This window comes from Bradyrhizobium sp. 76, from assembly GCF_023073025.1.
Taxonomy (GTDB): Bacteria; Pseudomonadota; Alphaproteobacteria; order Rhizobiales; family Xanthobacteraceae; genus Bradyrhizobium.
Window position 1 is genome coordinate 120,811 of record NZ_JADPIS010000102.1, and the last position, 23,240, is coordinate 144,050.

Genomic DNA, 23,240 nt, shown 5'->3' on the forward strand with positions numbered 1-23,240 from the left:
TATAGGGACGGCCCGTCCAGAAGTCAGGTTTGTCAGGCTTATACGCGCTGTTCACAGCCCTTCGGTCATCCCGGGGCCCGCGGAGTGTGAGCCCGACTGCCAGAGGCCTTGAACCCGCCTCGGTTCCACGCTTCCATGGGCGATGTTCAGGACCTTCCGAGGCGGCCAGAGTGGGGGTTGGCGCATCACCTCGATTTCGCCTGTGACGGGCGAACCCCTCCCCTTCATGCCGGCGCTGTCGGTCACCGACAGCGAGGCCATCGCATTGCCCCTGGTGCCCTCGCGCAATGCCTGGCGGCTGGTCGGCGCCGTGAGCAACTTGCGCTACACCGAGCGCGCCGAGAAGCAGCAGCTCGCGGCCGTGCAGGCCGGCCTTGGCCGGCTGGAAGCGACCAGCGCGGCGCTGATCCCGATCCGCAAGTCGCAGGCCTGGTGGGATCTGACCCAGGAAGAGCGCCGCAGGATCTTCGAGGACAAGTCGCACCACATCGCGAGCAGCCTGCGCTTCCTGCCTGCGATCGCGCGCCAGCTCTATCATTGCCGCGACCTCGGCGGGCCTTTCGATTTCCTGACCTGGTTCGAATTCGCGCCCGCGCACGCCTCGCTGTTCGAGGAGCTGGTTGCGATCCTGAGGCGGACGGAGGAGTGGGCCTATGTCGAGCGCGAGGTGGACGTGCGCGCGGTGAAGGAAGCGCTGTCGGCCTAGTGATCGAGGAAGCGGCCGGATTCGATGCGCGGCAGATCGGTGACGGGCCAGTTGTAGATGTAGGTCCAGGCCGGTGCCGTCGCGCCGTCCGGGCCTGTTACGTCGACCAGCCGGCGCAGATATTCGGTCGGCGCCGGAAAGCCCTCGCCGCAGGCCTCGTACATGTCGAGCTCGCGCAACAGCTCGTCGGGCACGCCCAGGTGAAAGAGTTCGCCGTGGACGCGGTCGGACGGCACATCGGAGAGCAGCAGCCCCGGATAATGCTTCACCAGAACGAGCCGGCCGCGGCAGGTCGCTTCACCCAGAAAATCCGCATGGCCCGCAAGCAACCGCGCCATCGGATGGTCGAAGCCGCGCATCAGCGTGCCGTAGACGAAAAGACGATCGGAGGTCATGGCCTTCTATAACCGTCAATCGGCAGCGTGCAAATCGCAGCAGATCTACGAAGCCTCAGCCTCGAGTTTCTCACCGCTGCGCTGCTCGTCCGACACCACCCTGATGGTGACGTCCATGGCGTCGAACGCGCCCGCAGCGCCGATATAGACGCCGTGCAGCGGGATCGCCTGGCGCGGATCGCGTGCGACCGCGACGCGGATGAGGTCGCGGGTGCCGACGATGCCGTTGGTCGGATCGAATTCAATCCAGCCCGCGCTCGGCAGGTAGACCTGCACCCAGGCATGCGTCGAACCACCGCCGACATGGCGCTGCTCGATATCCTCCGGCAGGAAGATGTAGCCGGAGACGAATCGTGCGGCGATGCCGAGATGGCGCAGCGCCTCGATCATGAACAGCGCGTAATCGCGGCAGGTCCCGCTACCGGACTGCAAGGTGTCGAGCGGATGCTGCGTGCCCAGCTCGTGGCGCTTGCGGTACTTGAACCGCTCGCGGATGCCGTGGGTCATGCCGCTCAGGATCTTGAAGGTCGGCGTCGGCGCGTCCTCGTCGAGAAAGCCGCGCGCCCATTCCGCGATCTCGCCGTCGGGATCGGTGTATTGCGGCGTGATGTAGTGGACGAGGTCGGGAAATTCCTCGTCATCATACGCGAACGGATAGAAATAGGCCGAGTCGTCCGGCGTCAGCGCGAACTCCTCGACCGGATTGTGCTCGACGGTGACGTGCCAATCGAAAACCAGCGTGTCCGCGCGCTCGTCGAAATTCGCGATCGCGACGGAATTGCCGAACACGTCGTGGATCCAGTGCAGCGACATCGGCTCGGGCGAGATCTCGAGCCTGGAGTCGAGCACGCGCAGATCATGCCCGTCGCGCGGACGCAGCATGATCCTGTGTTCGCCGAACGCCACCGGGCGGGTGTAGCGATATTCGGTCTTGTGATGAATCGTCAGCAGCGGCATCGTCAGGCAATCATGGTGAGGTCGGGCGGACCAATCTATAGCAATCCCGCCCGATTCTTCGGGGTGACTGCTGTTTCATTAGGCAATCAGGATGGCTTTAGACACAATCGAGGCGACCAATCAACTCCTCAGGGAGGGTGACGTCCCCCCAGTGCACGAGGTGAATGCGCAAGGGACATCGCCTTTTCTGCTCACCTCGGACCACTACGGACGGGTCCTGCCGCGTGCGCTCGGCGATCTCGGCGTCGCGGGAGGCGAGCTGACGCGGCATATCGCCTGGGACATCGGCATTGCGGGGGTCGCCGACCGGCTCGCAGAGATGCTGGGCGCACATCTGATCGCCCAGCGCTATTCGCGGCTGGTGATCGACTGCAACCGCCCGCCCGGCGCCGTGAGCTCTATCCCCCTGATTTCCGAAGCAACCGCGATCCCGCGCAACGAGGGAATTTCGGAGCAGGAGCGCAAAGCGCGCCGGCGCGAGATCTTCGAGCCCTACCACCGCCGTATCGAGGCCGCGATCGACCGCCGCGTGCACGACAAGCGGCCGACAGTGCTGGTTTCGCTGCACAGCTTCACCCCCGTTTACGCCGGCGTCGCGCGCCCCTGGCACATCGGCGCGCTCTACAATCGCGACACCGTGCTGCCGCAGCTGCTGCTCAGGCATCTGCGCAGAGAGAGCGATCTCGTCGTCGGCGACAACGAGCCCTACGCGGTCAACGACCTCACCGACTACACCATCCCCGTCCACGGCGAAGCCCGCGGCCTCGTCAACACCGGCATCGAGATCCGCCAGGATCTGATCGCGGACCAGTCCGGCCAGCAACAATGGGCCGAGCGGCTGGCGAGGATTTTTGCGGAGATCGAGCTGGAGCTGCGGGCAGAGAGGCTTATCGACTAGCCCGATGGCGGTTATTTTGCCCTGGTCAACGCCAGCCAGATGCCGCCGCCGATCATGAACCCGCCGGAGATGCGCGACATCATGCGGGTGCGGCGAGCCGAAAAGAACTTTCGGGCCCGCCCCGCGGCGATGGCGTAGAGCGCGTCCGTCATCACCGCAGTGACCATGAAGGTTGCACCCAGCAGCGCGACCTGCGGGAAGTGGTCGCGATTCATGTCCATGAACTGCGGGATGAAGGCGCCGAAGAACACCAGCACCTTCGGGTTCGACAGCAGCACCAGGAAACCTTGCAGGAAGAATCCGCCGCGCGGCGGCGCCGGCGGCTGGTCGACATTGACGCCCTCGACCGGTGCCCAGATCAGCTTGATGCCGAGCCAGACCAGATAGGCGGCGCCGGCAAAGCGCACCCAGTCGAACCAGTAGCCCATGGTCGCCATCAGCGAGGTCAGCCCGACCGCGACGATGCCGATGACGATGGCGAGACCGGCCTGCGCACCGGCCACATTGGTCAGCGCCGCACGCGTGCCGTGGCGCAGCCCGTTGGCGATGACGAGAGTGACGATCGGCCCCGGCAGCAGCGCCAGCGCGATGCAGGCGGCAAGGAAGGCGAGATAGGCTTGCAGAGACATCATGGGGAGGACTCGCTGAGAGCGGTTTGGAGCATTAATGCATGACACTCAATGTCCGTCCAGCGCCGCAGCCCCACGTCTTCATCTCCGGTGTCTGCAGGAACACGAGCCGCGCACGATGCATCACCGCCTTGACAAGCAACCATTGGGTTGCCTATTATCGTCGCCATGGATGAGGTCTTCAAAGCGCTCGCCGATGCGTCACGACGGTCGCTGCTCGACAGGCTTCACACCAGGAACGGCCAGACGCTGAACGAGCTCTGCGAAGGCCTCGCGATGACGCGCCAGGCGGTGACCAAGCACCTTGCCATTCTGGAAGACGCCAACCTGGTCACGACCATCAGGCACGGCCGCGAGAAGCTGCACTATCTCAATCCGGTTCCGATCCATCAGATCGGCGAGCGCTGGATCAAGAAATTCGAGCGCGGCAAGCTCGCCGCACTCGGCGAGTTGAAACGCCAGTTGGAGAAGCGTGATGAGTAAGCCGCAATTCGTCTATGTCACCTACATCGAGACCACTCCGGAGAGGCTGTGGGAGGCGCTGACGTCGAGCGAGTTCAGCAAGCAATACTGGTTCGGCGCCGAGGTCAGGTCCGATTGGAAAATCGGCTCCCCTTTCGCGCTGCCGCTGGACGGCGAGACCACCGATTCCGGCGAAATCCTCGAAGCCGATCCGCCGCGGCGGTTGTCCTACAGCTTCAAGCACCAGAAATACGAAGAGCTGCGCGGCGAACCGATCTCGCGCGTCGTGTTCACCATCGAACCGTTCGGCTCGCTCGTGCGTTTGACCGTGCTGCATGACGGCTTCGTCGAAGGCGGCAAATATCTCGGCGCCGTTTCCAACGGCTGGCCGGCGATCCTGTCCGGTCTCAAGAGCCTGCTGGAACGCGGCAAAGTGCTGGCCATTCCGCGCGCAGCCCTCAACAAGGGATTCGATGCAAGATGAACCTCGATCAGTTCAAGCCGCTCACCGTCTACACGATTTACATCGCCGCGACGCCGGAGCAGGTGTGGGAGGCGCTGACCTCCGCCGAGTTCAGCCGCAAATACTTTTCCGGCTTTGCGGTTGAGATGGAGCCCAGACTCGCCGGCAAATTCATCGTGCGCGCGCCTGACGGATCGGAACACATCTCGGGCGATGTGTTCGAATACGATCCGCCGAACAGGCTGACGGTGACGTGGAACGTCAACTGGCCCGACCTCGTCGCGAAGCTCGGCACCACGCTTGTCACTTATGAGATCGATCAAGCCGGCGAGGCCGTCCGCCTCACCATGAGCGAACGTCACGACCGCCCGCTCAGCGACGACATCCTTTCCGGCGGCCGCACCGGCTGGCCCGCAATCCTGTCGGGGCTGAAGAGCCTGCTGGAAACGGGCAAGGCGCCGCAGATCAAGATGGCGCCGCCGGCGCAGATGCTGGAAGCGTTGAGGGCGATGGGGATCAAGACGCCGTAGCGGACGAACCCTGCGCCGTCACCGCTTCTTCTTCACCGGCGGATTGATCTCGTCGATCTTGCGACTGCAATCTGCTTCCGAAACGTGCGGGCCCGAGACAAAGGTCCCGCTGACCTTGATCGCGTACCAGCCCGACTCGACGCCGAGCCGGAGCGCTTCTTCTGTCTTGACGTGCCGTGGCGAGAGAGCTTGCATCGGTTGAGTTTGCATCGGGTGCTTTCGGTTGGCGTTCGATCTCATGGTAGAATCGCGATGAAACCTTCAGGCGTCCGCGGCACGGGCGTGCCGCGTCCGCCTCACCGCTGGAGCGGGCAATATGCGCAACGACCGCTGTTGCGACGTCGCGATGAGTCGGCTCCGCCAGTGCGAGGGAATGAGGCGCTTCACGTCGCGCGAATAGTCGTGGCGCTGCATATGCGCAGAAACGACAGGTTCTTTCCGACGTTGTCGGCACCGTGCGCGCAATCGCCGCAATTAGCTATCGTTTTCTCGCCCGTGCCGCGCTTTTGAAGCGCAAATTGCCGTTCGCGACCGAATAAGCCGTCGAAGCCTTGTGATCGGCCGCTTCGTAGCCATGTTGGGAGCTTAGCCAAGGGAAAAACGTATGAAGCTCCGCGTCGGGTTTGAGATGCTGTACGAATTCCCGCAGCCCACGCCTATGATCATGGTGTTGGGCACGCACTTCACCCGCGCCTCCGATGTCATCGTGCCCGACCTGGTGACCACCAGACCCTCGGTGCCAATCACTCCCTATCGCGACCTCTTCGGCAATTGGTGCAGCCGCATCGTAGCGCCGGCCGGAACCTTTCGCCTTGCCGGCGATGGGGTCGTGAGTGACAGCGGCCTGCCCGACCCGGTGTTTCCGAACGCAGTTCAGCACGCCGTCGAGGCGCTGCCGACCGACACGCTCGTCTATCTGCTCGGCAGTCGCTACTGCGAGACCGATCGCCTGTCGGATATCGCATGGAAATTGTTCGAGCACACGCCGCCCGGCTGGGCGCGGGTCCAGGCCATCTGCGATTTCGTTCATCGTCACATCGCCTTCGGCTATGAGCACGCGCGGGCAACCAAGACGGCGCGGGAAGTCTACGACGAAGGCAAGGGTGTGTGCCGCGACTATGCTCATCTTGCCATCGCGTTCTGCCGCTGCATGAACATCCCGGCGCGCTACTGCACCGGCTATCTCAGCGACATCGGCACGCCGAAGCCCTGGGCCGTGGGAGATTTCGCCGGATGGTTCGAGGCTTATCTCGGCGGAAGCTGGCACATGTTCGATCCCCGCAACAACACGCCGCGGATCGGCCGCGTGCTGATCGCGCAAGGACGCGATGCCGCGGACGTCCCGATCACCCAGACCTTCGGTCCGAATAAGCTGCTCAATTTCAAAGTATGGACCGACGAGGTTGCCTGATGACAGACAGCAGCGTTACCCTTAGCGCCGATGAATTTGCGTCGTTGGCCGAGATCGGCAAGGGCAAGGCGCAAGGCGAAATTCCGCAAGCGCACGGCGAGCGGCTGACCAACCTCGGTTATGCGGTCAGGCGCCTCGGTGAACTCGAACTGACCTCATCAGGCGAGCGCCGGCTGGCAACGGGCGAATAGTTCGCTGCCGTTGCGTCCGGCTCACTGTTACGCCACCGGCACCACGATCCGCCGATAAAGATGCCAGGTCGCGTGCCCGAGCACGGGCAGCGTCACCACCAGCCCCAGAAAATACGGCAGCGCCGAGACGATCAGGACCATCACGATCACCGCGGCCCAGCCAATCATCGGCAGCGGGCTGGCGACGACCGCGCGCACGCTTGTCACCATCGCCGTGACGAAATCGACCTCGCGGTCGAGCAGCAGCGGAAACGACACCACGGTCAGCGAAAATAAGATCAGCGACAGCACCGCGCCGACCGCGTTGCCGATGCCGAGGAACAGCAAGCCCTCGTTCGTGGTCAGCACCACCGTCATGAACTCCTGCAGGCTCGAGAACGAGGCATGCAGGCCGAGCAGCAGCGCGATCAGAAGCCGCACCTGGTACATCCAGACCACGAAGACGAACAGCGTGACGAAGGCCATCCAGCCGATCTCGCTGCGCGCGCGCACGGCCGACCAGATCGCGCCGGGCGAGACGGGCTCGCCGCGCTCGCGGCGACGGCTGACTTCATAGAGCCCGATCGCCACGAATGGCCCGAGCAGCGCGAAGCCGGCGGCCAGCGGATAGACCAGATAGACCATGCCGAACGCGGTGAAGCACAGCATGATGGCGATGCCGCCGGTGGCGTAGAGCGCGCCGAAGCAAAGGCCGTAAAGCGGCAGCGCCTGGAAATCACGCAGGCCCTCGACCAGCGCCTCGGCGATGTCGGTCGCCGCGACGGGACGCACCACCGGATCGACCTTGCCCGAAATGGACATCAGCTCCCTCCTCCTTAGCCGGTGCGATCTCCGTCGCACGCGGATGACCTCGATCTTAGCGTCCCCGCGGCCGGCGCGCACGCGGGAGTTGACGGCCGGACGACGGTATCCCGAGGCCACCGGCGCAGACCCGGGAAAGCCATCGCGCCGTCGGCGGCGCTCCTTTCGAGAAGCTCATCCGTGCTGCAACTAGCTCGAAATCTTTCCCCGTCGAGGACTTTTTCGGCCCGTTGCCTATGGACTGAGCGGAGGGTGGTGCCGCAAATTGGGTCCTTGAACGAGCGCGCGATGACCAGATTGGACCGTCCGACCGATGAGCTTGCGTACCCGGCTACTGATACTCGTCATCGCGGCCATGCTGGTGCCGGCGAGCCTCGTCGGGCTCCGTTTCGTGCAGAACCGGAGCAGTGAAATCAACGCCGCCCTGGCCAATCTGGCGGCCTCGGCCGACGACATTGCCAGCGATCTGAGTGAGAAGATTCAAGGAACCGCGCAGCTTCACTACGGACTGGCGCGCGCGCGCGACCTCGACACGCGCGACAAGGCGGCGTGCTCGGCGTTTCTATCGGACGTGCGCGAGGAATACCCTCAGTTCACGGGAATCCTGACCATCGACCCGGACGGCAGCCTGTTCTGCGACTCGCTGCGGACCAACCGCACCCTCGATCTGAGGGATCGCACCTATTTCAAGCAGGCCCTGGTCTCGCGCAGCGTCGTGGTTGAGCCGGTATTCGGCCGGCTGACCGGAATATCGGTGCTCCAGATTGCATATCCGGTGCGATCGGAGGCGGGCGCTCTGAAGCTGGTGCTGCTCGCCTCGTTCAACCTGCGCAAATTCGCCGAGTATCACCACAAGCGGCTGCTCGCCGAGAAGGATGTCCTGCTCATCGACGCCAAGGGCACCGTTCTCGTCGCCCCCTCGACAGCCGGCTGGACCGCGCCCGTGGGCGCGTCGATTGCGGGATCCGACCTGCTCCGCTTCGCGACGGCTCCCGATCAAAAGGCATTTCAGGAAGTGACCGATCGCGACGGCCGCACGCAGGTCTGGGCCGTCGCCCACTCGCCTTCGAGCCGTGATGCCGGCCTCTTCATCCTGGTCGGACGGTCCAAGGACGGACTGGTCGCGGCGGCGAATCGCCGGCTCTACGAGGACATGGCGATCCTCGCGGTGGCCTTGCTGCTGCTGCTGGCCGGCGTATGGATCCTCGCAACCGTGAGCGTCGGGCGCCAGGTCGGGCGACTCGCCAGCATGGCGAAGCGACTCGGGCTCGGCGATCTCAGCGCGCGAATTTCTCCACCCCATCCGCGCGGCGAGCTGGGGGGATTGATGACCCTGCTCAATGGCACTGCCGAGTCGCTCGAGCAGCAACGCGCGGCCATCGCGGACCTCAACCAGAAGCTCAGCCAATCCCAGAAAATGGAGGCCATGGGCCAGCTCACCGGCGGCGTGGCGCATGACTTCAACAACCTCCTCACCGTCATTCTCGGCAATTCGGAGCACCTTGCCGACAGGCTGGCGGGAAACAAGGAGTTGCACCGGATCGCCGGCGACATCGCGACAGCCGCCGAGCGCGGCTCCGACCTGACGCGGAGCCTGCTCGCCTTCGCGCGCAAGCAGCCCCTGAGGCCGCGAGACATCGACATTAGCGAGAAGATTCAGGAGATGGAGGCGTTGTTGCGCCGGCCGCTGGGCGAGCACATCGAATGCGCCTTCGCGCTCGAACCGGATGTGGGGTTGACCAGCGTCGATCCCGGCCAGCTGACGACGGCCCTGCTCAATCTCGTGCTCAACGCGCGCGATGTCATGCAGTTGGGCGGCAGGCTGACCATCGAGGCGCGCAACGTCTCGCTCGGTGAATCCGACTTGGACATCAACGGCGAGCCGCGACCGGGCGACTATGTCATGGTGGCCGTGACCGACACCGGCAGCGGCATGACCGCCGAGGTGGCGAGCCGGGCGTTCGAGCCGTTCTTCACCACCAAGGAGGTCGGCAAGGGGACCGGGCTCGGCCTGAGCATGGTCTACGGGTTTGTTCGGCAGTCCGGCGGGCTGGTGCAGATGCAGTCCGCACCGAGACAAGGCAGCACCGTCAGGCTGTTCTTTCCCCGCCTGGCGGCACCGCCAAACGAGGACGCCTCACCCGCCGAAGGGATCGTCACGCGCGAAGGAAGCGAGACCATTCTCGTCGTCGAGGACGACGACATGGTTCGGACTTATGTCGAAAGCGAGCTGAAGGCGCTCGGCTACCGCGTCATCACGGCCGCAAGCGGCCCGGCGGCGCTCGACTTGTTGCGCCAGTCCGCGGACATCGACCTGCTGTTCACCGACGTCGTGATGCCCGGCGGCATGTTCGGGCCGGAGCTTGCCAGGCAAGCAATCCAGTTGCGGCCCGGGCTCAAGGTGCTCTTCACCTCCGGCTACAGCCAAAATCCGGTCAAGGCGCCCGACGGGATCGGCGATGCCCGCATCCTGACCAAGCCGTTCCGGCGGCGAGACCTCGCCGCGATGCTGCGATCCGCGCTGTCGACGCCGCAGCGGTGAGATGACGATGTGCTCTACCCGAGCGCTCGCAGCTCGCGCCGCAGCACCTTTCCGGTGGCGGTCATCGGCAGTGTCTCCGCGAACTCCACGAAGCGCGGGTATTCGTGGGCGGCGAGTTGCACCTTGACGAACTCCTGGATCTCGCGCGCGAGTGCGTCGCCGGCGGCGAAGCCCGGGCGCAGCACGATCCAGGCCTTGATCGATTCAGTGCGGATCGGATCGGGAATGCCGACCACCGCCGCCATCGCCACCGCCGGGTGCTTCATCAGCGTGTGCTCGATCTCGGAAGGACCGACGCGATAACCGGCGGTGGTGATGACGTCGTCCTCGCGGCTCACGTACCAGAAGTAACCGTCCTCGTCCTGCACGCCGAGATCGCCGGTGAGCAGGAACTCGCCAGCATATTTCTTCGCCGTCGCCTCCGGATTGCGCCAGTATTCGAGCATCGTGCAAGGACAGGGTTGGCGCACGCCGATGATGCCGCGCTGGCCACGTGGCTGCTCCTCGCCTCTGTCGTTGACGATGCGAACATCGAAACCCGGCGTCGCCTTGCCCATCGAACCGGGGCGGATCGGAAACAGATTCGCGTTGCTGCCGATCACGAGATTGCATTCGGTCTGGCCAAACACCTCGTGCGCGTCGACGCCGAAAGTCTCGCGCACCCAGCCGAGCAGCTCGCCGCCGAGGGACTCGCCGCCGGTAAAGATGCTGCGCAGCTTGACTCCGGAATGCGTCACGCCGGCCTGCCGCATCAGCTTCAGCGCGGTCGGCGGCAGGAAGACATTGCGCACGCCGAGATCGGCCATCATCTGCATCGCCGCTTGCGGCTCAAACTTTCGCGCGCGGTGGCCGACCAGGGGAATGCCGTGATACCAGAACGCGAACAGGCCGTTGATGAGGCCACCGATCCAGGCCCAATCCGCCGGCGTCCACATCAGATCGCCGGGGCGCGGCAGGAAGTTGTGGCACATCTCGACATTGGGGAGATGCCCGAGCACGACGCGGTGTGCGTGCAGCGCGCCCTTCGGATTGCCTGTCGTGCCCGAGGTGTAGATGATCAGCGCGGGATCGTCTGCAGACGTGTCCACCAGCGTGAAGTCGGGCGATGCCGCCTTGACCGAATCCCAGAACGATGTCGTGCCCGTCGGCGTTCGTTCGCCAACGATGTAGACATTCTTCAGCTCCGGCAGGCGGTCGCGAATCTTCGAAAGCTTCTCCCAGCCCGCCTTGTCGGTGACGATCGCCTTGGCCTGCGAGTTCGACAGACGGAATTCCAGCGCGTCTTCGCCGAACAGCGCGAACAGCGGAATGGAGATCATCGCCGAACGGAACGCGGCCATGTGCGCGATCGGCAGCTCCAGCGACTGCGACAGGAACACCGCGACGCGGTCGCCGCGGGCAAGACCATCTGCCTTCAGCACATTGGCGAAGCGGCGCGACATCTCCGCAACTTCATCAAAGGATGTGCGCGTGATGGCGCCGTTCTCGTCGACATAGACCAACGCGAGCCGGCCGGTGCCGTCGGCGTGGCGATCGCAGCAAGCCTCCGCCAGGTTGAAGCGCGCCGGGATCTCCCAGTGGAAATTGCTGTAGAGTTCGTCATAGGTGTTGGCTTCAGTGAGCATGGTCGTTTCCCGGCAGCGTCGTCTTGACCGGACTTGTCCCGGCCATCCACGTTCTTGTTTGACCTGAGTTTAAGGGCGTGGATGCCCGGGACAAGCCCGGGCCTGACGGAGAATGCGTCTCAGCGCACCGTCCGGAAGAACTTTCTGACCTCGCCGACATACAGCTCCGGCTGCTCGAATGCGGCGAAATGCCCGCCCTTCTCCATCTCGCTCCAATGCGTGATGTTGTGAAAATTCGGCTCCATCCAGCGCCGCACCGGCGTGATGATCTCCTTGGGGAAGACAGCCACGCCCGTCGGCACCTTGACGACCGGCGAGGTCCGGCGCTTGCCGAAACTTTCCCAATAGAGCCGCGCAGACGAGGTCGCCGTCTCCGTCGCCCAGTAGAGCATGACGTTGTCGAGCAGTTCGTCCTTGGTGAAGATGTTTTCGGGATGACCGTTGCAATCGGTCCAGGCCCAGAATTTTTCCAGAATCCAGGCCGCCTGTCCGCTCGGCGAATCGGTTAAACCGTAGCCGAGTGTCTGCGGCCGCGTCGATTGCTGCTTCGAATAGCCGGAGTCGAGGTCGACGTAATGCTTGAGGCCCGCGAGCGCGCGTTTCTCTTCCGGTGTCGGTTCGCCCTCGACCTTCGGCGCGGCGTTGAAGGCGAGCGTGATGTGGATGCCGGTGCAATGCTCGTCATCCTGCATGCCAAGCGAGGTCGTCACCGCCGAGCCCCAGTCGCCGCCCTGCGCGCCATAACTGATATAGCCGAGCCGGTCCATCAGCTTGGCCCAGGTCGCGGCGATACGATCGACGCCCCAGCCGGTGGTGTTCGGCTTGCCGGAGAACCCAAAGCCCGGCAGCGACGGACAGACGACGTGGAAAGCATCGGCGGGATTGCCGCCATGCGCGACAGGATCGACCAGCGGCGCGATCACCTTCTGGAATTCGACGATCGAGCCGGGCCAGCCATGGGTGATGATCAGCGGCAGCGCCGACGGCTCCTTCGAGCGCGCATGCAGGAAGTGGATGTCGAGCCCGTCGATCTCGGTGGTGAACTGCTCGAAGCGGTTGAGTTTTGCCTCGCGCGCGCGCCAGTCATAGCCATCAGCCCAATAGGCACAGATCTCCTGGATCCATTTCAGCGGCGCACCCTGGCTCCAGTCGTCGACCAGCTCCGCCTCCGGCCAGCGCGTGCGGGCGAGGCGCGATTTGAGGTCGGTGAGAATGTCGTCGCTGATGGCGATGCGAAACGGCTTGATGGCAGTCATCGGTTGCTCCCGATTTGTCTATGGGAGAGAGTAGACCGAACGGGCGCCGCATCAAAGGTGCACCCTTCTTCCTTGTGGGAGAAGGTGGCGCGAAGCGCCGGATGAGGGGTTTCTGTCGGCAATTCTTGTCGTGAGAGTGGCACACGCGGAGCGAGCCCCCTCACCCGTCTCGCCGCTACGCGGCGATCCCCCTCTCCCACAAGGGGAGAGGGCAAGAACTAGCCCGTCAGAGCAGCCTTCACCAAACCGGAAGCCTTGCCGAAATCCATCTGGCCGGCGTACTTCGTCTTCAGCACGGCGATCACCTTGCCCATGTCCTTCATGCCGGCGGCGCCGGTCTCGGCGATGGCATCCGAGATCGCCTTCTTGACGTCGTCGTCCGACATCTGCTTCGGCAGATACGCCGAGATCACCGCGATCTCCTCGCGCTCCTGCGCCGCGAGCTCGGCACGGCCGCCCTTCTCGTAGAGCTCGACCGATTCCTGGCGCTGCTTGATCATCTTCTGAAACACGCCGAGCAGGTCCGCGTCCGAGAGCGGCGGCTTGCCGCTGCCGCGCGCCTCGATGTCGGCGTTCTTGATGGTCGAATTGACCATGCGCAGCGTGGACAGCTTGCGCTCTTCCTTGGCCTTCATGGCCTCCTTGACCGCATTGTTGATGTCGTCGCGCAGCATGATCGTGCTCCCCTAGCATATCCGAGGCCTGATCTAGGCCGTTCGCGGCCCTGAGACAACCGGGGGGGCCCAGCCATTCGACCAGCGCGCGTACCGTCGCCGCGGGCTGCTCCGGCTGCGGCAGGTGTCCGCAATCCTCCAAAACGACGAGCCTTGCACCGGCAATGCCCTCCGCCATCTCCTTCGAGAGTGCGTTGGGAATCGTGTTGTCCGCATCGCCCGTCAGCACCAATGTCGGGCATTTGATCGTCGCAAGCGTCGGCCGTGAATCCACCCGCGCGATGATCGCGGTCTGCTGTCGCAGATAGCCTTCGACGCCGACGTCCTCGCCCTGCTCATGCACGAGCTGGCGAATACCGGCATCGTCGCGGCGCGACGGATGCACCAGTTCGGGAAACATCTCCTCGCGCGCGGCACGCAGCTCGCCGCGCCTGGCCCGCTCCATCAGGCCACGGCGGCGCGCGGTCGCCTCCTCCGTGTCGGGCCGCGCCTGAGTGTTGATCAATGCCAGCCTGGCCACCCGCTCGGGCGCCTGGCGCATGATCTCGAGCGCGATATAGCCGCCCATGGAATGGCCGGCGAGCGCGAAGCGCGGCGGCGCCTCGCTCAGCACCCGCCGGGCGATCGCCGCCATGTTGTCATCGCGAATATGGTTGGCGACCATCACCGGGCCGAACCGCCACAGCGACGGGATGACCGGCGCATAGATCCGGGCCGAGGAGGCTAATCCCGGAACCAGCAGAATCGGTGTCGTCTGGTCCATTATTGCCTCCCAAGCCCCGGAATTGGTCGGAAATTGTGCCGCGGAGCTTAGGGGCCCAAGGCGACCTGTCAAATATGCAAAACGCATGTGAATCGGCGCATCTCCGCTTTGACGTCGGCGCCCGCGGGGACTATGAACCGGGCTCATGACACAACATGATAACGATCACGCCTGGCCGGACCACAAACCGACCGCGCTGTTGGTGCTTGCCGATGGCACGGTGCTGGAAGGCTTTGGCCTCGGCGCCGAAGGCCAAGCCGTCGGTGAGGTCTGCTTCAACACCGCGATGACCGGCTACGAGGAGATCCTCACCGATCCCTCCTATGCCGGCCAGCTCATCACCTTCACGTTCCCGCATATCGGCAATGTCGGCACCAACGACGACGACATCGAGACGGTGAACATGGCCGCGACGCCCGGCGCGCGCGGCGTGATCCTGCGCACCGCGATCACCGATCCCTCGAACTACCGCGCCACCAAGCACCTCGACCAGTGGCTGAAGGCCCGCGGCATCATCGGCCTGTCCGGCATCGACACCCGCGCGCTGACCGCGCTGATCCGCAACAAGGGCATGCCCAACGCCGTGATCGCACACGCCAGGGATGGCGAGTTCGACCTGCACGGCCTGAAGGAAGAAGCGCGCGAATGGCCCGGCCTCGAGGGCATGGACCTCGTGCCGATGGTCACCTCCGGCCAGCGCTTCACGTGGGACGAGACGCCCTGGCTCTGGGACAAGGGCTTTGGCCGTCAGGACAAGCCTGAGTTCAACGTGGTCGCCATTGATTACGGCATCAAGCGCAACATTCTGCGCCTGCTCGCCGGCGTCGGTTGCAAGGTGACGGTGGTGCCGGCAACGACGTCATCCGAGGACATCCTGGCGATGAAACCGGACGGCGTGTTCCTGTCGAACGGTCCCGGCGATCCGGCCGCGACCGGCAAATATGCCGTGCCCGTGATCCAGGACGTGATCAAGTCGGGCACGCCGACATTCGGAATTTGTCTCGGCCATCAGATGCTCGGCCTCGCCGTCGGCGCCAAGACCAAGAAGATGCACCAGGGCCATCACGGCGCCAATCATCCCGTGAAGGACGAGACCACCGGCAAGGTCGAGATCACCTCGATGAACCACGGCTTTGCCGTGGACGAGAGCACCCTGCCGACCGGCGCGACGCAGACCCACATCTCGCTGTTCGACGGCTCCAATTGCGGCATCCAGCTCGACGGCAAGCCGGTGTTCTCGGTGCAGTACCACCCCGAGGCCTCCCCGGGTCCGCGCGACTCGCACTATCTATTCCAGCGTTTTGCGGATCTGATGCGGCAGAAGAAGACCGCGTAGGGCGCGCGCTCTTTCGCAATTAACGTCATGACAAAGAGCCCGGGCCAAGTCCTGGGCTTTTTGTCAAAGGAACACCGCTTAGCTCCCTTCGTTGATCCCTGCTACGCTCACGCAGGAGCCCCTTATGTCCGTCGTCCGCGACAATGCCGAGCCGCTCGCCATCGTGTTTGAGGATGACGGGCTCGTGCCGAACAATATCCTCCCCTTCCTGGTCTACCAGGCCGCGGTGAAGCTCGATTCCAGACAGCCGGAAGAGACGATCGAACGCTTGTTCGAAGCGAACGGCTGGGGCGGCACGTGGCGCAATGGCGTCTTCGACTATCTGCATTATCACGCGACGGTGCACGAGGTGCTCGGCGTTGCGCGTGGCAGCGCGCGCGTTCGCTTCGGCGGCGACCATGGCCAGGAGCTGGAGATCAAGGCCGGCGACGTCGCGATCCTGCCCGCCGGCACAGGTCACCAACGCATCAAGGCGAGCGAGGATTTCTGCGTGATCGGCGCTTATCCGCCGGGTGCGAAGATGGAGGTCACCCGCGCAACGCCGGAGAACCACGCGAAAGCGCTGAAGACGATTCCAAACGTCGCGCTGCCGCCGGCCGATCCGGTGACGGGGAAGGATGGGGCGTTGATGCGGTTGTGGCGGTAGCTACAAAGACGGTGCAGTAGGGTGGGCAAAGCGAAGCGTGCCCACCAAACAGTTTGAACTGCGGATAGATGGTGGGCACGGCGCGCGAAGAGCGCGCCTTTGCCCACCCTACGACAGCGTCACCTACGCCTCGTTCGCACCTTCCTGTCTTGTGGCTTCGAACAGGAACCAGGTACGGCGTTCGGTCTCGTCGATGAAGTTTTCGAGGATGCTGGCGCTGGCGACGTCACCGGCGTCGTCGCAGACCTCGTGTGCCTTGCGCATTGCGGCGGCGACATGCTTGTTGTCCTGCATCAACTCGCGCAGCATCTCGCGCGGCGGGACATAGTCTTCGTTGTTGTCCTTGATGGTCTGGAGCTTGGCAATCTGCCCGATCGATTTCAGCGTGGTGCCGCCGATCTTGCGGACGCGCTCGGCGAGCTGGTCGGTGGTGGCGAAGATCTGGTCGGACTGCTCGTCAAGCAGCAGATGATAATCGCGGAAATGCCGGCCGCTGATGTGCCAGTGGAAATTTTTGGTCTTCAGATACAGCGCGAACGCGTCGGCCAGAAGCACGTTGAGCGCCTCCGAAACCTTGTTGACCGCCTGGGACGACAGATCGGTGGGTGTATCGAGGTCGGGCGAGACCTTTTGTGGGGCTTTGCTCACGGGAAACCTTCCTGTTAGGACGCAGACATTGACGGCGCGCCGCCGCACCCCTAACGCAGGCGGGCAGCGCCGGTTCCTTCAGCGGAACCGTTTGGCCGGGGCCCTCGAATATCATGGACGATTGGATCGATTACTACGACTCGACGCACACGATCTATGTGAGCAAGCTGCATCGCGACTTGCACTTCCAGATCATCGCGCGGGACATCATCGGCTACATTTCTTCGCCCGAGGCGACCGTGCTCGACTATGCCTGCGGCGAGGCGCTGTCGGCGAGCCAGGTCGCGGCTGTCTGCGGCAAGCTGATCTTGGCCGAGCCCGCGCCCGGCGTGCGCGGCCGGTTGATCGCGCGGTTTGCCCCGAACACGAAAATCCGCGTCCGCTCGCTCGACGACGTCCACAACATGCAGGAGCAGTCGATCGATCTCGTCGTGATGAACTCGGTCGCGCAATACATGGCGCCGGACGAGCTCGACGCCGCGCTCCTCAACTTCCGTCGCATCCTGAAGCCCTCCGGCAAGCTGGTGCTCGGCGACATCCTCCAGCCCAATGTCGGCATGTTCAGGGACGTCACAGCGCTACTCAGCTTCGGCCTTCGTCACGGCTTTCTGAAAGATGCGCTGATCGGGCTGATCAGCACCGCATTGTCGGATTACCGTCAGCTGCGCACGCGCATCGGGCTCCAGCGCTACAGTGAGGAGGAGATCACCGCCAAGCTCAAGACAGCCGGCTTCACGGTCCAGCGCGCTCACCGCAATATCGGCCACAATAGCTGGCGCATGACGTTCGTCGCGCGGCCGCCATTAGTTCGGTAAACCTGTCGGATTCGATAAGCTTCCTGAGTTCGTTAAGCATAACGTCTGCCTGAGGTGGCTTGTCGCACCCCGATCAGTAATGATCGCCGCGGCCCGGTGGCGGAAGTGTCTACGCGAGGGCGATGCATCGCTCTTTATCCTGGTTCAAATCCAGGCCGGGTCTCCACGCTTCGCCCCTGCGGGGCTACGCGTGACGCAGCCACGCCCAATCCTCAATCAGCATCAACCAGATCGTGCTCCGACAGCAGCCGCAGCCGGTCGGCATCCTTCGCCGCGGACGTGATGACTGCATCGAGCAGGCCTGGAAAGCGTGCGTCCAGATCCGCGCGGCGCAGCCGCACGAACCGGTTGGTGCCGGCGACGCGGGTCTGCATCAGGCCGCATTCGCGTAGCTTGGCGAAGTGATAGGCAAGATTCGACTTGCCGCTGAGCGCGTTGAAGTCGCCGCAGCACAGCTCGCCGCTGACAGGTTCCTGCTGGGCGAGCTGATACACAATCGCCAATCTGATCGGATCGCTCAGGCAATCCAGGACCATCGGCAGTTCGATCTGCTCGCGGGTGGGGTGAGGAGGCGTGCGGCTCATGGTCTGAGATCATAGCGAAATGGCCTCAATGTTCAATAGTTCTTGAACCAATTGACTCTCGACCCGGTCCGACCGATAGTTCAATAAACGTTGAACATAGGGACTTTCCTGATGAGCGTATTCTGGCTGGCCCTGGCGGCCTTTGCGATCGGCACGGAAGGCTTTGTCATTGCTGGGCTTTTGCCCTCTATCGCAACCGACCTGGCGATTTCCGTCCCCGCCGCCGGCCAGCTGGTCACGGCCTACGCCCTCACCTACGCGGTCGGCTCGCCGATCCTGGCGGTGACGCTGAACAATATCGACCGCCGCACCGTGCTGGCCCTGGCGCTATCGACTTTCATTGCCGGAAACCTCGCGGCCATGGTGGCGTCGAATTACGCCCTGTTGCTGGCCTCGCGCATGCTGATGGCGCTGGGCTCCGGGCTGTGCATGCCGACCGCGCTGGCCGTATCCGTGGCCGTCGCCGCGCCGGAGCGGCGCGGCCGCGCGGTGGCACTCGTCACCTCGGGCCTCACGGTTGCGACCGTCATCGGCGTTCCGCTCGGCAATCTCGTCGGCAGCCTGCTCGGCTGGCGCGCGACCTTTGCCATGGTCGCCCTGATCGGCGCCGTTGCGCTCGCTGGCCTCCTGCTCGGCCTGCCCCGCGGCCTGCCGCGCAACACAGCCTCGCTCAGCGATCGGCTGGCGGTGGCGCGTCACCGCAACGTCCTGACGGCGCTTCTAATCACGATTTTATGGGCGCTCGGCGGCTTCACCGTGTTTACCTATTTCGCGGTCCCGCTGCACGGCCTTGGATTCGACGCCTCGCAGATCAGCCTCGCGCTGCTGGTGTTCGGCGGCGCGGCCGCGATCGGCAACATGCTCGGCGGCGTCCTGGCCGACCGGCTCGGCACGCTCGCCACAGCAGGTCTCGGGCTTGCCGGCATGGCCAGCGCGCTGATCCTGCATTCGCTGGTCCTGAAGCTGATGCCGGGACAGGCGCATTATGCGGTGCTGGGCGCGATCTTCCTCTGGGGCATCTCGGGATGGGCGTTCTACCCGGCTCAGGTCGCCAGCATTATCCGGATCGAGCCGCAGGCCTCGATGATCGCGCTCTCGCTCAACGCCTCGGCCATGTATCTCGGCTTTGCGATCGGCGGAGCCTTGGGCGGCGCCGTGCTTGCGGCGTGGAGCCCGGCGGATCTGGGCTGGGTCGGCGGATTGAGCGTTTCGGCGGCTCTTCTGGTCCATCTCGCCCGCGGCTGGCAGGCCCGGCCAAAACCCGTCAAAATTGCCGGTTGATGGGCGTTTTTCGGGGTTTCGCCGCCCTGAAAACTGGTCTAAGACCCACCCCGCGCGCGAGGGGGACCAACGCGCTCTCGGCCAAAGGGACGCGCAGCAGGCGCGCCCTTTTTTTGTGCCCAAATTCCACTTCGGCGAGAGTTGATGCCCAAACGTACAGACATCACCACCATCCTGATCATCGGCGCCGGTCCCATCGTGATCGGCCAGGCCTGCGAGTTCGACTATTCGGGCACCCAGGCGGTGAAGACGCTGAAGGAAGAGGGCTATCGCATCGTCCTCGTCAATTCCAATCCGGCCACCATCATGACCGACCCGGAATTGGCCGATGCGACCTATATCGAGCCGATCACGCCCGAGATCGTCGCGAAAATCATCGAGAAAGAACGTCACGTCATTCCCGGCGGCTTCGCGCTGCTGCCGACCATGGGCGGACAGACCGCGCTGAACTGCGCGCTGTCGCTGCGCCAGCAAGGCACGCTCGACAAGTTCGATGTCGAGATGATCGGCGCCACCGCGGACGCGATCGACAAGGCCGAGGACCGCCAGTTGTTCCGCGAGGCCATGACCAAGATCGGGCTCGAGACGCCGAAGTCGCGGCTCGCCAACGCCTCCGCCCTGAAGAAGTCCTTCCGCGACAAGTACCAGGCCGATCGCGCAAAGGCATCGGGCGCTGCGCTCGAAGAACTCGAGCGGCAGTGGACGCTCGGCGAGAGCGACCGCCGCAAGCGCTATCAGGAATATGCGCTCGGCCAGGCGCTGATGGCGCTCTCCGAGATCGGCCTGCCCGCGATCATCCGCCCGTCCTTCACCATGGGCGGCACCGGCGGCGGCATTGCCTACAACAAGGAAGAGTTCCTCGATATCATCGAGCGCGGCCTGGATGCGTCTCCCACCAACGAAGTGCTGATCGAAGAATCCGTGCTCGGCTGGAAAGAGTACGAGATGGAGGTGGTGCGCGACAAGAAAGACAATTGCATCATCGTCTGCTCGATCGAGAACCTCGATCCGATGGGCGTGCACACCGGCGATTCCATCACGGTGGCGCCGGCGCTGACGCTGACCGACAAGGAATACCAGATCATGCGCGACGCCTCGCTGGCGGTGCTGCGCGAGATCGGCGTCGAGACCGGCGGCTCCAACGTGCAGTTCGGCGTCAATCCCGAAGACGGCCGCATGGTCGTCATCGAGATGAATCCGCGCGTGTCGCGTTCCTCCGCCCTGGCTTCGAAAGCCACCGGCTTTCCGATCGCAAAGGTCGCCGCCAAGCTTGCGGTCGGCTACACGCTCGACGAAATCGCCAACGACATCACCGGCGGCGCCACGCCAGCCTCGTTCGAGCCGACGATCGACTACGTCGTCACCAAGGTGCCGCGTTTCGCGTTCGAGAAATTCCCCGGCGCCTCCACCACGCTGACCACGTCGATGAAGTCGGTCGGCGAAGTGATGGCGATCGGCCGCACCTTCCAGGAAAGCCTTCAGAAGGCCTTGCGCGGGCTCGAGACCGGCCTCACCGGACTCGACGAGATCGAGATCGAAGGTCTCGGCCGCGACGATGACAAGAATGCGATCCGCGCCGCGCTCGGCACGCCGACACCGAACCGGCTGCTCCAGGTCGCGCAGGCGATGCGGCTCGGCTGGTCGGACGAGGAGATCTTCAATTCCTGCAAGATCGATCCGTGGTTCCTCGGTGAGATGCGCGGCATCGTCGATATGGAAGCGAAGGTCCGCAAGAACGGCCTGCCGGGCAACGCCTTCGGCATGCGCACGCTCAAGGCCATGGGCTTCTCCGATGCCCGGCTTGCGGTGATCGCGGAGACGACGGAGGCGGAGGTCACGGCGAAGCGCCACGCGCTCGGCGTTCGCCCGGTCTACAAGCGCATCGACACCTGCGCGGCCGAGTTCGCTTCGCCCACGGCCTACATGTACTCGACCTATGAGGCGCCGTTCGCGGGCGCGCCTGCGGACGAGAGCTCGCCGTCCGACAAGAAGAAGGTCATCATCCTCGGCGGCGGCCCGAACCGAATCGGCCAGGGCATTGAATTCGACTATTGCTGCTGTCACGCCTGCTTCGCGCTTCACGACGCCGGCTACGAATCCATCATGGTCAACTGCAACCCGGAGACGGTGTCGACCGACTACGACACTGCGGACCGGCTCTATTTCGAGCCGCTCACCGCCGAGGACGTGCTGGAGATCATCGCAAAGGAACGCACGAACGGCACGCTGCATGGCGTAATCGTGCAGTTCGGCGGCCAGACCCCGCTCAAGCTCGCGCGCGCGCTGGAAGCCGCCGAAGTGCCGATCCTCGGCACCTCGCCCGACGCCATCGACCTTGCGGAAGACCGCGACCGCTTCAAGCGGGTGCTCGACAAGCTGCGGCTGAAGCAGCCGAAGAACGGCATCGCGTATTCGGTCGAGCAAGCGCGCCTGGTCGCAACCGATCTCGGCCTGCCGCTGGTGGTGCGCCCGTCCTACGTGCTCGGCGGCCGCGCGATGCAAATCATCCGCGAGGAGAACCAGCTCAGCGATTACCTGCTCGGCACGCTGCCGGAACTGGTGCCGGGGGACGTCAAGGCGCGCTACCCGAACGACAAGACCGGCCAGATCAACACCGTGCTCGGCAAGAATCCGCTGCTGTTCGACCGCTATCTGTCCGATGCGACCGAGATCGACGTCGACTGCCTCTGCGACGGCAAGGACACCTTCATCGTCGGCATCATGGAGCACATCGAGGAAGCCGGCATCCATTCCGGCGACAGCGCCTGCTCGCTGCCGCCGCACTCGCTGGACGACAAGATGATCGAGGAGCTGGAGCGGCAGACCCGCGAGCTGGCGCTCGGCCTCGACGTTGTCGGCCTCATGAATGTGCAATACGCCATCAAGGACGGCGAGATCTACGTGCTCGAAGTCAATCCGCGCGCCTCGCGCACGGTGCCCTTTGTCGCCAAGGTGGTCGGTACGCCGGTCGCGAAGATCGCGGCGCGTATCATGGCCGGCGAGAAGCTTGCCGATTTCAAGCTGAAGAAGGCGAAATTCGACCATGTCGGCGTGAAGGAATCGGTGTTTCCGTTCGCCCGCTTCCCCGGCGTCGATACCGTGCTCGGCCCCGAGATGCGCTCGACCGGCGAGGTCATGGGCATCGATCGCTCCTTCGCGGTGGCGTTCGCCAAGAGCCAGCTCGGCGGCGGCACACGAGTGCCGCGCAAGGGCACGGTGTTCGTCTCGGTTCGCGAGAGCGACAAGACGCGCATCACCGAGGCCGTTCGCGAGCTGCATTCGCTCGGCTTCAAGGTGCTGGCGACATCGGGCACGGCCCGCTTCCTGACCGACCAGGGCATCCCGACCGAGAAGGTGAACAAGGTGCTGGAGGGCCGGCCGCACATCGTCGACGCCATCACCAATGGCGAGGTCCAGCTCGTCTTCAACACCACCGAAGGCCCGCAGGCGCTCGCCGACAGCCGTTCTCTGCGGCGCGCGGCCCTCTTGCATAAAGTGCCGTATTACACCACTCTTTCCGGGGCCGTGGCGGCCGCGCAGGGCATCCACGCCTATCTGGGCGGGGACCTTGAGGTTCGGACCCTGCAGAGCTACTTTTCGGAAACCTGATCGCGAGCGGGAGGCCCA

At 64.3% G+C, this 23,240-nt stretch carries 23 protein-coding genes and 1 pseudogene; 13 read left to right on the plus strand and 11 right to left on the minus strand.

The window, feature by feature from the left end:
* The first annotated feature begins 142 nt into the window (after nucleotides 1-142).
* Nucleotides 143-706 carry a chlorite dismutase family protein gene (locus tag IVB48_RS24430; RefSeq protein WP_247403724.1) on the plus strand — a complete coding sequence of 188 codons (564 nt, stop codon included), beginning with the start codon at nucleotides 143-145 and terminating at the stop codon, nucleotides 704-706.
* Here IVB48_RS24430 and IVB48_RS24435 read toward each other — a convergent pair.
* A complete protein-coding gene (locus IVB48_RS24435; RefSeq protein ID WP_247403728.1) occupies nucleotides 703-1,101 on the minus strand; it encodes a gamma-glutamylcyclotransferase family protein in 399 nt (132 codons plus the stop codon). The two genes, IVB48_RS24430 and IVB48_RS24435, sit on opposite strands and share 4 nt — an antisense overlap.
* A 45-nt stretch (nucleotides 1,102-1,146) precedes the next feature.
* A complete protein-coding gene (locus tag IVB48_RS24440) occupies nucleotides 1,147-2,058 on the minus strand; it encodes a transglutaminase family protein (protein WP_247282505.1) in 912 nt (303 codons plus the stop codon).
* A gap of 91 nt (nucleotides 2,059-2,149) precedes the next feature.
* On the opposite strand from IVB48_RS24440, the gene IVB48_RS24445 reads away from it, so the two are divergent.
* Nucleotides 2,150-2,956, plus strand: coding sequence for an N-formylglutamate amidohydrolase (locus IVB48_RS24445; protein WP_247403731.1), 807 nt, complete (start codon nucleotides 2,150-2,152; stop codon nucleotides 2,954-2,956).
* An 11-nt stretch (nucleotides 2,957-2,967) separates the two neighbouring features.
* Here the strand turns inward: IVB48_RS24445 and IVB48_RS24450 are convergent, their stop codons facing one another.
* On the minus strand, nucleotides 2,968-3,588 hold the full coding sequence (locus IVB48_RS24450; RefSeq protein ID WP_081747781.1) for a LysE family translocator: 621 nt from the start codon (nucleotides 3,586-3,588) through the stop codon (nucleotides 2,968-2,970).
* Nucleotides 3,589-3,753: 165 nt separating this feature from the next.
* Here IVB48_RS24450 and IVB48_RS24455 point away from each other — a divergent pair, with 165 nt between their 5' ends.
* Genes IVB48_RS24455 through IVB48_RS24465 form a run of 3 tightly spaced genes read left to right on the plus strand, consistent with a single transcriptional unit; the run spans nucleotide 3,754 to nucleotide 5,040 of the window.
* On the plus strand, nucleotides 3,754-4,068 hold the full coding sequence (locus IVB48_RS24455; protein ID WP_219683740.1) for a metalloregulator ArsR/SmtB family transcription factor: 315 nt from the start codon (nucleotides 3,754-3,756) through the stop codon (nucleotides 4,066-4,068).
* Entirely contained in the window at nucleotides 4,061-4,531 is a 471-nt protein-coding gene (locus tag IVB48_RS24460) for an SRPBCC family protein (RefSeq protein ID WP_247403734.1), read from the plus strand. The genes IVB48_RS24455 and IVB48_RS24460 overlap by 8 nt, the downstream gene beginning before the upstream one ends.
* Nucleotides 4,528-5,040: an SRPBCC family protein gene (locus tag IVB48_RS24465; protein ID WP_247403738.1), complete on the plus strand. Its 513-nt coding sequence runs from the start codon at nucleotides 4,528-4,530 to the stop codon at nucleotides 5,038-5,040. The genes IVB48_RS24460 and IVB48_RS24465 overlap by 4 nt, the downstream gene beginning before the upstream one ends.
* A gap of 18 nt (nucleotides 5,041-5,058) precedes the next feature.
* Here the strand turns inward: IVB48_RS24465 and IVB48_RS24470 are convergent, their stop codons facing one another.
* Nucleotides 5,059-5,235 carry a hypothetical protein gene (locus IVB48_RS24470; RefSeq protein ID WP_197031093.1) on the minus strand — a complete coding sequence of 59 codons (177 nt, stop codon included), beginning with the start codon at nucleotides 5,233-5,235 and terminating at the stop codon, nucleotides 5,059-5,061.
* Nucleotides 5,236-5,644: 409 nt separating this feature from the next.
* Here IVB48_RS24470 and IVB48_RS24475 point away from each other — a divergent pair, with 409 nt between their 5' ends.
* Entirely contained in the window at nucleotides 5,645-6,451 is an 807-nt protein-coding gene (locus tag IVB48_RS24475; protein WP_247403741.1) for a transglutaminase family protein, read from the plus strand.
* A complete protein-coding gene (locus IVB48_RS24480) occupies nucleotides 6,451-6,642 on the plus strand; it encodes a hypothetical protein (protein ID WP_247358024.1) in 192 nt (63 codons plus the stop codon). Before IVB48_RS24475 ends, IVB48_RS24480 begins: the two co-directional genes overlap by 1 nt.
* 27 nt (nucleotides 6,643-6,669) lie before the next feature.
* Here the strand turns inward: IVB48_RS24480 and IVB48_RS24485 are convergent, their stop codons facing one another.
* On the minus strand, nucleotides 6,670-7,443 hold the full coding sequence (locus tag IVB48_RS24485) for a DUF2189 domain-containing protein (RefSeq protein ID WP_247403744.1): 774 nt from the start codon (nucleotides 7,441-7,443) through the stop codon (nucleotides 6,670-6,672).
* A 313-nt stretch (nucleotides 7,444-7,756) separates the two neighbouring features.
* Between IVB48_RS24485 and IVB48_RS24490 the strand changes: the two genes are divergently transcribed.
* Nucleotides 7,757-9,985 (plus strand): ATP-binding protein, encoded by a 2,229-nt coding sequence (locus tag IVB48_RS24490; RefSeq protein ID WP_247403747.1) that lies wholly within the window; start codon nucleotides 7,757-7,759, stop codon nucleotides 9,983-9,985.
* Between the two features lie 14 nt (nucleotides 9,986-9,999).
* On the opposite strand, the gene IVB48_RS24495 is transcribed toward IVB48_RS24490, so the two are convergent.
* The 4 genes and pseudogenes from IVB48_RS24495 to IVB48_RS24510 all read right to left on the minus strand — a co-directional run bounded on the left by IVB48_RS24495 (nucleotide 10,000) and on the right by IVB48_RS24510 (nucleotide 14,303).
* Complete coding sequence (locus tag IVB48_RS24495; RefSeq protein WP_247403751.1) at nucleotides 10,000-11,610, minus strand: acyl-CoA synthetase; 1,611 nt, start codon at nucleotides 11,608-11,610, stop codon at nucleotides 10,000-10,002.
* A 119-nt stretch (nucleotides 11,611-11,729) separates the two neighbouring features.
* The gene (locus tag IVB48_RS24500; protein ID WP_247403753.1) at nucleotides 11,730-12,866 is read right to left on the minus strand and encodes an epoxide hydrolase family protein; all 1,137 of its coding nucleotides are present in this window, start codon (nucleotides 12,864-12,866) and stop codon (nucleotides 11,730-11,732) included.
* Between the two features lie 218 nt (nucleotides 12,867-13,084).
* A complete protein-coding gene (locus IVB48_RS24505; protein WP_007614677.1) occupies nucleotides 13,085-13,540 on the minus strand; it encodes a GatB/YqeY domain-containing protein in 456 nt (151 codons plus the stop codon).
* A gap of 33 nt (nucleotides 13,541-13,573) precedes the next feature.
* A pseudogene (locus tag IVB48_RS24510) lies at nucleotides 13,574-14,303 on the minus strand (alpha/beta hydrolase).
* Nucleotides 14,304-14,448: 145 nt separating this feature from the next.
* On the opposite strand from IVB48_RS24510, the gene carA reads away from it, so the two are divergent.
* Both carA and IVB48_RS24520 read left to right on the plus strand, forming a co-directional pair.
* Entirely contained in the window at nucleotides 14,449-15,639 is a 1,191-nt protein-coding gene (gene carA, locus IVB48_RS24515) for a glutamine-hydrolyzing carbamoyl-phosphate synthase small subunit (protein ID WP_247403755.1), read from the plus strand.
* 124 nt (nucleotides 15,640-15,763) lie between these two features.
* Entirely contained in the window at nucleotides 15,764-16,285 is a 522-nt protein-coding gene (locus IVB48_RS24520; protein WP_247403757.1) for a hypothetical protein, read from the plus strand.
* 123 nt (nucleotides 16,286-16,408) lie between these two features.
* On the opposite strand, the gene IVB48_RS24525 is transcribed toward IVB48_RS24520, so the two are convergent.
* Entirely contained in the window at nucleotides 16,409-16,933 is a 525-nt protein-coding gene (locus tag IVB48_RS24525; RefSeq protein WP_007596666.1) for a DNA starvation/stationary phase protection protein, read from the minus strand.
* A 113-nt stretch (nucleotides 16,934-17,046) separates the two neighbouring features.
* Here IVB48_RS24525 and IVB48_RS24530 point away from each other — a divergent pair, with 113 nt between their 5' ends.
* Complete coding sequence (locus IVB48_RS24530) at nucleotides 17,047-17,748, plus strand: class I SAM-dependent methyltransferase (protein ID WP_247282519.1); 702 nt, start codon at nucleotides 17,047-17,049, stop codon at nucleotides 17,746-17,748.
* Nucleotides 17,749-17,960: 212 nt separating this feature from the next.
* Here the strand turns inward: IVB48_RS24530 and IVB48_RS24535 are convergent, their stop codons facing one another.
* Nucleotides 17,961-18,332 carry a helix-turn-helix transcriptional regulator gene (locus tag IVB48_RS24535; RefSeq protein WP_247403759.1) on the minus strand — a complete coding sequence of 124 codons (372 nt, stop codon included), beginning with the start codon at nucleotides 18,330-18,332 and terminating at the stop codon, nucleotides 17,961-17,963.
* 111 nt (nucleotides 18,333-18,443) lie between these two features.
* Between IVB48_RS24535 and IVB48_RS24540 the strand changes: the two genes are divergently transcribed.
* Both IVB48_RS24540 and carB read left to right on the plus strand, forming a co-directional pair.
* A complete protein-coding gene (locus IVB48_RS24540; RefSeq protein WP_247403761.1) occupies nucleotides 18,444-19,613 on the plus strand; it encodes an MFS transporter in 1,170 nt (389 codons plus the stop codon).
* A gap of 144 nt (nucleotides 19,614-19,757) precedes the next feature.
* Nucleotides 19,758-23,222, plus strand: coding sequence for a carbamoyl-phosphate synthase large subunit (carB, locus tag IVB48_RS24545; RefSeq protein WP_027565320.1), 3,465 nt, complete (start codon nucleotides 19,758-19,760; stop codon nucleotides 23,220-23,222).
* The last annotated feature ends 18 nt before the right edge of the window (nucleotides 23,223-23,240 follow it).